Origin of the sequence: Delftia sp. ZNC0008, from assembly GCF_000799035.1 — a bacterium.
Taxonomy (GTDB): Bacteria; Pseudomonadota; Gammaproteobacteria; order Burkholderiales; family Burkholderiaceae_C; genus Comamonas; species Comamonas tsuruhatensis.
Genome location: NZ_JTKZ01000227.1, coordinates 1 through 8,211, shown reverse-complemented (window position 1 = coordinate 8,211; position 8,211 = coordinate 1). Strand labels below are relative to the sequence as shown.

Annotated in this window: 7 protein-coding genes; 3 read left to right on the top strand and 4 right to left on the bottom strand. The window is 68.5% G+C overall.

Annotation, left to right across the window (positions count from 1 at the left end):
* Positions 1-1,904, bottom strand: a 1,904-nt coding sequence (locus L995_RS07585; protein ID WP_047470686.1) for a PAS domain-containing sensor histidine kinase, incomplete at its 3' end; no start/stop codon positions are given.
* Positions 1,905-2,171: 267 nt separating this feature from the next.
* On the opposite strand from L995_RS07585, the gene ffh reads away from it, so the two are divergent.
* The 3 genes from ffh (at position 2,172) to L995_RS07570 (ending at position 4,696) form a co-directional block, all read left to right on the top strand.
* Positions 2,172-3,566, top strand: coding sequence for a signal recognition particle protein (ffh, locus tag L995_RS07580; protein ID WP_016447993.1), 1,395 nt, complete (start codon positions 2,172-2,174; stop codon positions 3,564-3,566).
* A gap of 93 nt (positions 3,567-3,659) precedes the next feature.
* Entirely contained in the window at positions 3,660-4,214 is a 555-nt protein-coding gene (locus L995_RS07575; RefSeq protein WP_016447992.1) for a C40 family peptidase, read from the top strand.
* A gap of 86 nt (positions 4,215-4,300) precedes the next feature.
* The gene (locus tag L995_RS07570; protein ID WP_016447991.1) at positions 4,301-4,696 is read left to right on the top strand and encodes a helix-turn-helix domain-containing protein; all 396 of its coding nucleotides are present in this window, start codon (positions 4,301-4,303) and stop codon (positions 4,694-4,696) included.
* A 22-nt stretch (positions 4,697-4,718) separates the two neighbouring features.
* Here L995_RS07570 and L995_RS07565 read toward each other — a convergent pair whose 3' ends face one another.
* The 3 genes from L995_RS07565 to L995_RS07555 form a co-directional block, all read right to left on the bottom strand.
* A complete protein-coding gene (locus tag L995_RS07565; protein WP_047217459.1) occupies positions 4,719-5,393 on the bottom strand; it encodes a DUF1266 domain-containing protein in 675 nt (224 codons plus the stop codon).
* A complete protein-coding gene (locus L995_RS07560) occupies positions 5,390-6,607 on the bottom strand; it encodes a hypothetical protein (protein WP_047470687.1) in 1,218 nt (405 codons plus the stop codon). Before L995_RS07560 ends, L995_RS07565 begins: the two co-directional genes overlap by 4 nt.
* Positions 6,604-8,211, bottom strand: a 1,608-nt coding sequence (locus L995_RS07555; RefSeq protein WP_047470684.1) for a tetratricopeptide repeat protein, incomplete at its 5' end; no start/stop codon positions are given. The genes L995_RS07560 and L995_RS07555, both read right to left, overlap by 4 nt.

The window sequence follows — 8,211 nt, the reverse complement described above, 5'->3', positions numbered from 1 at the left end:
AACCGGGGCGGCAGGTGCGGGTCCAGCGCATAGACCACTTCCAGCCCCTTTTCCTCTGCGCGCAGCGCCGTGGAGGCCGAGACGGTCTCCAGCACATCGTCAAGGGCGAAATCCACTTCCTCCAGCGCCAGCATGCCCGCCTCTATCTTGGAAAAGTCGAGGACGTCGTTGATCACGGCCAGCAGGGCGCTGGCCGAGCGCTCCACCTTCTCCAGGTAGCCGCGCTGGCGTGATGTCAGCGCGGTCTGCTGTACCAGGCGCGTCATGCCGATGACGGTGTTCATGGGGGTGCGGATTTCGTGGCTCATGATGGCCAGGAAATCCGACTTGGCCCGTTCGGCCGCTTCTGCGGCCTCCTTGGCCTGCTGCAGCGCCTGCTCGGCCTCGCGCTCGCGGGTGATGTCCAGCATGATGCCGTCCCAGACCATGCCCTCGTGGCTGCTCCGGGGGGCCGATCGGCAGCGCAGCCAGCGGACCTCACCATCGGGCCTGATCACGCGGAAGCGGCAGTCGAAGACCCGCAGCGTATCGACCGAGCACTGCAGCATCTGCTGGTAGTGCGGCAGGTCCTCGGGATGGATGGCATTCAGGTAGACCTGACGGTCGGCCATGATGGCGTGGGCCGGCACGCCGATCAGGTTCTCTATGCCGGCACTGATGTAGCTGAGCCGCAGTTGCGCCAGGCCGCCTTCCAGACGGTAGATGGCGCCGCTGGGCAGGTTGTCGGCCAGGGCTTCGAGGCGCATGCGTGCGTCCTCGCGTTCGGACAGGTCCTGCAGCGTGCCGCTGAGCGCGACGATGCGGCCTTGCTCGTCGCGCAGGGCGCGGCCCATGAGGCGGGCCGCGAACCGCCGCCCGTCCGGGCAGTGGTGCACGACATCGAGGCTGTAGGACTGGCCGGTGCCGATGCACAGCTGCACGGCAGCGGTGAGCCGGGCAAGATCCTGCGGTCCGAGCATGGCGCGCAGGGCATGGCGCGTCAGCGGCGGACCCTGGGGGTCCAGGCCGTTCATCACATACATCATCTCCGAGGCCTGGAAGTGCTCGGTGTCCAGCTCCCATGTCCAGCTGCCCAGGCGCGCCAGCTGTTCGGCCTGGCGCAGCACGTCGTAGCTTTTTTGCAGCTGGGACTCGGTCTGGCGCATGAGGGTGATGTCGCGCGCAATGCCCAGCACGCCCACGGTCCGGCCCTCGTCATTGCGGTAAGGAATTTTGGTGGACTGGAAGAGGCGGCGTTGCCCGTTGACCAGCAAATGATCCTCCGACACCACGGGGGCGTCGCTGTCCAGCACCCGGCGGTCGCTGTGGGTGAAGCTGCTGTCGGGGAAAAGCTCCTGGTCGGTATTGCCCACGATGTCTTCGGGCGTGCGCCCGGAAAAGCGCGCGGCGGCGGGGTTGACGAAGGTGTAGCGGCCCTGCCGGTCCTTGGCGAAGACCAGGTCGGGCGTTTCGTGCATCACGGCTTCCAGCAGGCGCGTCGAATCCTGCCACGGCCCGGTACTTTTTCGCAGGAGCGGCTCCAGCTGCGCATCGGGCTGGCCGATCGGCTCGTCCTGGCCGGCGCGCTCGCTGAGCTCGTGCCAGGTGGTGAAGAAAAGCCGCCTGCCCGACAGCGACTGGCAATAGATATGGAGCTCGGCGGGGAAGCTGGCGCCGTCGCGGCGGATCAGTCGGCCGCAGAGATGGGCCTGGCTGTCCACGGCCATGTCCTGCCAGGGCCCGCGCCGCAGTCCGTCCGCGTCGGGCCACACTTCCATGATGCCCAGCCCCAGCATGGCGGCCTTGTGATGGCCCAGGCTGGCGCAGGCATGGGCATTGGCATCGAGCAGGCTGCCCTGCTCGTCAAACAGAAGAAAACCGTCGGGCACACGGTCCAGGAACTGGCCATACGGCGTATCGGGCATGAAGACTCCTAGGCGGTAGCAAGCCGGCACTGCACAGGGCGATAGCCATAATCTATGGAAACAGTGTGGATGTTACTGCCGGCCGGTGCCCGCTGCGCGGCAGGGAAGGCCGGTACTTACCCCTGCAGGGGCAGCGGGTAGAATCGTCGGGATCTGCAGGGTCCGTGCCGCGACCCGGCCCCGCCTGGCCCCATTCGGCAACCTGGCCCCGGCTGGCTCGCTGCAGCACACCTTTTCCTTTCCGACGACTCCAGTTCCTCCCCGCTTATGGCCTCCGCTCTGACCGACAAACTTTCGCGACTCGTCAAGGAGATGCGCGGCCAGGCCCGCATCACCGAATCCAACGTACAGGACATGCTGCGCGAAGTGCGCATGGCCCTGCTCGAGGCCGACGTGGCCCTGCCCGTGGTGCGCGACTTCGTTGCGCGCGTCAAGGAAAAGGCGCTGGGCCAGGAGGTGCTGGGCTCCCTGCAGCCCGGCCAGCTGCTGGTGTCCATCGTCAACAAGGAACTGGCCGCCACCATGGGCGAGGGCGTGGCCGACATCAATCTCAACGCCCAGCCGCCTGCCGTCATCCTCATGGCCGGCCTGCAGGGCGCCGGCAAGACCACGACCACGGCCAAGCTGGCCAAGCACTTGATTGAAAAGCGCAAGAAAAAGGTGCTGACCGTGTCGGGCGACGTGTACCGCCCGGCCGCCATCGAGCAGCTCAAGACCGTGACCGGCCAGGCTGGCGCCGAGTGGTTCCCCTCCACGCCAGACCAGAAGCCCCACGACATTGCCGTGGCCGCGCTGGACTACGCCAAGCGCCACTTCTTTGACGTGCTGCTGGTCGATACGGCCGGCCGCCTGGCCATCGACGAGCTGCTGATGGCTGAGATCAAGGATCTGCACGCCACGCTCAAGCCGGTCGAGACCCTGTTCGTCGTCGATGCCATGCAGGGCCAGGATGCGATCAACACGGCCAAGGCCTTCAAGGAGGCCCTGCCCCTGACCGGCATCGTGCTCACCAAGCTCGATGGTGACTCGCGCGGCGGCGCGGCGCTGTCGGTGCGCCAGATCACGGGCGCGCCCATCAAGTTCGCCGGCGTGTCCGAGAAGATCGACGGCCTGGAAGTCTTCGACGCCGACCGCCACGCGCAGCGCGTGCTGGGCATGGGCGACATCGTGGCCCTGGTCGAGCAGGTCACCAAGGGCGTGGACATGGAGGCCGCGCAGAAGCTGGCCGAGAAGGTCAAGAGCGGTGACGGCTTCGACCTCAACGACTTCCTGGCCCAGATCCAGCAGATGAAGCAGATGGGCGGCCTGTCCAACCTCATGGACAAGCTGCCGGCACAGCTCACCGCCAAGGCCGGCCAGGTGGACATGGACAAGGCCGAGCGCGAGATCCGCCGCAAGGAAGGCATCATCTGCTCCATGACCGCCAAGGAGCGCAAGAAGCCCGAGATCATCAAGGCCACGCGCAAGAAGCGCATTGCCGATGGCGCAGGCGTGCAGGTCCAGGAAGTCAACCGCCTGCTCAAGGAGTTCGAGCAGATGCAGGAGATGATGAAGAAGATGAAGGGCGGCGGCCTCATGAAGATGATGAAGCGCATGGGCGGCATGAAGGCCATGAAGGGAATGATGGGCGGTGGCGGCGGCATGCCCAAGCTGCCGTTCTGAGCGGGCCGGGCCCCGCCGATGGACAGTCAAGCCGCAGCACAGCCTGCGGCTTTTCTTTGGCCGCTGCGGGGCTTTGTGAGAACATGCGGCGCCATGAAGGCTGGCGTTTCGACTTCCCTTGCGGCTTCCCGCGTGACTGCATCGCGGCTGTCTCGCCGTGACTGGGGCCTGCTGGCGGCGGCTGCGCTGCTGGCCGGCTGCTCGTCTGCTCCCCGCAAGGGCGCGGGTCCCGGGCCTGCTCCTTCGCCGCAGGCCCTGAACCTGGATGGCGAGTTGCGCGAGGCCCTGCTGGCGCGCACCATGCTCGTGGTCAACACGCCGTATACCTACGGCGGCAATTCGCCCGACGGCGGTTTCGACTGCAGCGGCCTGATCCAGTGGGCCGTGGGCGGCATTACCGAAAGCCGCCTGCCGCGCACCACGGCCCAGTGGGCGCAGTTCAGCAATCCCGTGGGCAGCCGCAGCCTGCAGCGCGGCGACTTCGTGTTCTTCAACACCCTGGGCTCGCGCTATTCGCACATGGGCATCTTTGTGGGCAACGGCCAGTTCGTGCATGCGCCGTCCAGCGGCGGCACGGTGCAGCGCGTGCGCATGGACAACCCCTATTTCGCCAGGCGCTTCACCGAGGCGCGCAGCATCTTCGCCTGAGCGCCTGCCAGGCAAGGCGCCGGGCTTGGCGCCGGCTCTTGAATCGATGGTCCAATGAGAGCTCCATAGAAATCCAGGGTTTCGGAATGGATAACAAGCTCGAATTCGCACAGCGCCTGCGCCAGGCCATCGAGGCTGCGGGTCTGGAGCCGCGGCCCAGCGTGCTGCTGAATCTGTTCAATTCCAGTTACTGGGGGCGGCCGATTTCGTTCCAGGCGGTTGCGCGCTGGCTCAACGGCGAGGCCGTGCCCGAGCAGGACAAGCTGGTGCTGCTGGCCGAGCTGCTCAGGATCGAGCCCGAAGTGCTGCGCTTTGGCGACCCTGCCCAGCGGTCACTGCCGCCGCAGCACGAATGCCAGGAACCGGGCGTGGGCTATCTTGAACGCGAAACCTTCGACGCCTTTCTGAGGCTGCCCGCGCCGCAACGCCAGGTGGTGCGGGAGGTGATCCTGACCTTCGCCAAGGTGCACGGCGAAGGCTGAGGGCCGGGCCACCGGGCAGCCGTCACCGCACCGCCTGCGGCTGCCAGGGCATGGCATGCCAGGGATGGCGCGGATCGGCCACCCATTGCTGCACCTCCTCGGGCGTCACGCTGCGGCCCAGCACGTCGGCCCGGCCACGGGCCAGCCATTGGCTGCGGCCCCGCGCATAGGCCTGGCCGAAGGCCTGCCAGCTGTCAAAGCAATCCCGCGCGCGGCATGCGTTCAGGTGAAGGATCTGCTGGTGCAAGGCCTCGTCCAGCCAGCCCAGCAGCCATGCACATCGGACGTGGAAGGCCACGCGCGCGCAGGCAAAGGCCATGGCGGCATGGGGATCGTCGCCGGCCTGCAGGCGCTGCAGGTCCAGCGTGAACCAGCGCTGGCGCAGGCCGTCGGGCAACTGGCGTGCGATCTGGGCATCGTCCAGGTCGGTGCGCAGGCCCAGGTGGTGCAGCACCATGGGGCGCAGCTGGGTGGTCAGGGCGTCGTCGGCACCATGGAGCTGCCGGTCTGCAAAGCCGCCCTGGATGGCGTGAAAGGCCATGGGATGGGCCAGGGCCAGGGCCCAGTCCAGCGCCGCATCGCCGCTGCGGTAGCTGCTGAAATCGCCGCGCTGGCGCGCCGAACGCCTGCGGCGCAGGCCGGCACGCACTGCCCACCAGACCAATGCAGACAGCACAACAAGAGTGAAGGCGTTCATCGCGGATTTCCTGTCCTGCCCGGCGATCCTGCCCGGCGCCGCGCCAGCTCCAGCGACTGCTGCAGGGCCGCGCTGCGCGGCATGCGCTCGAAGGCGGGCACGGGCACGGTGTCGCGGCGTGCCGCGACCAGCCATTGCATCAGGGGCGACCGGATATCCAGCTGCTCCAGCAGCGCCGGGTGGGCCTGGAGCAGCCACAATTGCTCGGCTTCGGTGTGCAGCTCGCTGGCCGCGCACCAGGCGCCGGTGTGGCCCGAGGCCAGCAGATGCGCCGGACGGCGCACGATGCCCATGGCAAGGGCATCCGCTGGCGCCTCGCCATCGGCATCGAGGTGGTTGAGCAGTGCCAGCACGTCGGCCAGGTAGCGCGCAATCGGCGGGCGGTTCTGCTTGCCCTTGATCTGGTCGATGCGCAGCCGCCCGCCGTCAAGCACCTGGGCGCTGACGGTGATGCGCGGCTGGGCCGTGCCCGTGCGGTAGCTGAACAGGCGCAGCCGGCCCTGCTCGCAGGCTTCGGCGTAGTGCTCGCCGTAGCCGCCGCGCAGCGCGCCGCGCGCGCTGAACTGGCCCAGGCAGTGCCGCATCATCTGGCTTTCATAGGCCATTTCGGCGCGCAGGTCCGGGCTTTGGGCATCGAATTCCACGAACACGCCCAACTGGCCGCGCAGCAGCGGACGCACGGCGCCGGGCCGGTGCTCGGCCCAGCCGCTTTCGCTTTTTCTGGCGAAGGCCAGGTGCTCCAGCGTCCAGCGCGCCAGGGCCTGCGGGCAGTTGATGCGCTGCAGCTTGCCCTGAAGCGCCGTGCCGCGCCGGGTGGACAGGAACTCCAGCAGCCGGCTTTCCAGCGCCAGCAGCGGGGCGCTGTCAGACTCCACCCACCACAGCGGTGCGCTGGCGCCGGCCGCAGGGCTGTCCTGTAGCGGTGGCTGGCGGGCCGCATGCGCGCGCAGGCGCTCCAGCGCCCAGGCGGCAGGCTCGGTGCGCCGGTGCAGGCGCAGCAGTTCGGCATGCGTGGAGATGGGCTGAACGGCCGGCGGATCGGCGTCGAGGTTGCCGATCACGTGGCGGTAGAAGTGGTTGGCCAGCCAGGCCGCGATCTCCTGACTGTCGCCGCGCGCCGCGCTGCGCTCGCGGATGCGCTGCTTGATGTCCGGCGCATTGACCACGTCGCGCGGGCGGTAGGCGCTGGCTGCCGTGGCGGCTCCCGGGTTCACCACAGCTTCCACCAGGGCTTGCTGTCCGAGTGCAGCTTGAGGCAGCGCTGGAGGCCGTCCCTGGCCATCTTGTGCTCGGCCTCGCTGTCATCGGGGGTGAGCTTGGCGATGGCCTCGCGGTGCAGGGCCACGGCCTGATCGATGGGGCCGCAGCTTTCCATGGCGCAGGCCAGGCGGCGCAGCGTGTAGCACTCGCCCAGGGCGCGCACTTCGGGCAGCAGGGCCTCCAGGCGGGGGCGCACCACGTCGCCATGGCTTTCGGAGAAGAAGTCGAGCAGGGACATCAGGGCCGCCAGGTAGTCGCGCCGCTGTTCGCGCTGCTCGTCTGCGTCCAGTTCCTCGAACCACTGGTCCAGTCGCTCCAGCCAGATGCCGATCTCGCCTGCGCGGCCCAGCTGGTACAGCGCCAGCGCCGCGCTGGGGAAGTAGTCGGTGGGGCAGTGGCGGCTGTAGCCGTAGTCCTGGGTGAAGTGCCACAGCTGCTCTGCCGCCGTGACGATGCCGGGTCGGTCGTCACGGCGGATGGCACACCACAGCAGGCCGTCATGGTGCTCGGCGAAGGGGCTGCTGGACAGTCCCTTGTGGTGCAGGGCTGCAGCCTCTTCATAGCGCTGCTGCGAGCGGTACTTGATGGCCAGGTTGTTGCAGAGCATGGAGTAGACGTGCAGGTGCGCGTCCTTGTACCGGCCCTGGCCGCTGGCCCAGAAGGCCTCGAAGCGGGCCAGGCCCTCTTCGTAGTAGCGCTGCACCAGCGGCTCGCGCACCTCGTCGCCCGGCACCTGCCGGCCTTCGCCCATGAGGGCGGCCAGGTCGTCCTCGTCATCCAGCGTCACGCCCGCCGCATAGCACCAGTGGGCGCCGAAGCCCTGGGGAAAGGGCCGCTGCAGCGCCTGTGCGGCCGGCAGCGCGGCAAAGCGCGCGGCCCAGAGCATGGGCAGCAGCTCGGAGTTGGCGTGCCGGGGCTGCTCGCCCACGCCGCGCTCGAGCAGCGGCAGGGCCTGTTCCCATTGGTGGTTCCTGGCCAGGCGCCAGCCGTCGATCATGTCCAGCAGCGGATGGCCGGGCGCCTGGGCACGCGCCAGGGCCAGGTAGTCGTCGGCGCTGCGCGCAGCAGCCGGGCTGTCTTCCAGGATCTCCTGCATGTCGGAATCCAGTCCCGCCCAGGCCAGGATCAGCGCCCAGGCGGGGGCGTGGGCGGTGTCGCTGTCCACCATGCGCAGTGCCAGCTCATAGCCCTGGCGGGCCGATCCGGGGCGGCTGTGCAGCACGCTCTCCAGCGCCAGGTCCGCCGCATCGGCCAGGCGGCCCGCCTCTTGCAGCCATTGCAGCACCAGGCCGCTGAAGGCGTCGTCGGAGTCGTCCACCAGGCCGAAGCGGCCCAGCTCGGCCAGCTGCAGCGCGGCCTCTGGCTGGCCCATGGCATGGCAGGCCATGGCCTGCAGCCGTGCCTCATGGACCTTGCGGTGCGCGCGCACCGCCTGCGATGCGGCGGGGCTTTCCGTGCGGGCCAGGTGCTGCTGCGCCGCCATCAGCACGGCCGGAACGCTTTGCGGGGCCAGCGGCAGCACTTCGCGCGCAAGGTGCAGCCAGTCGTCGAAGTCCAC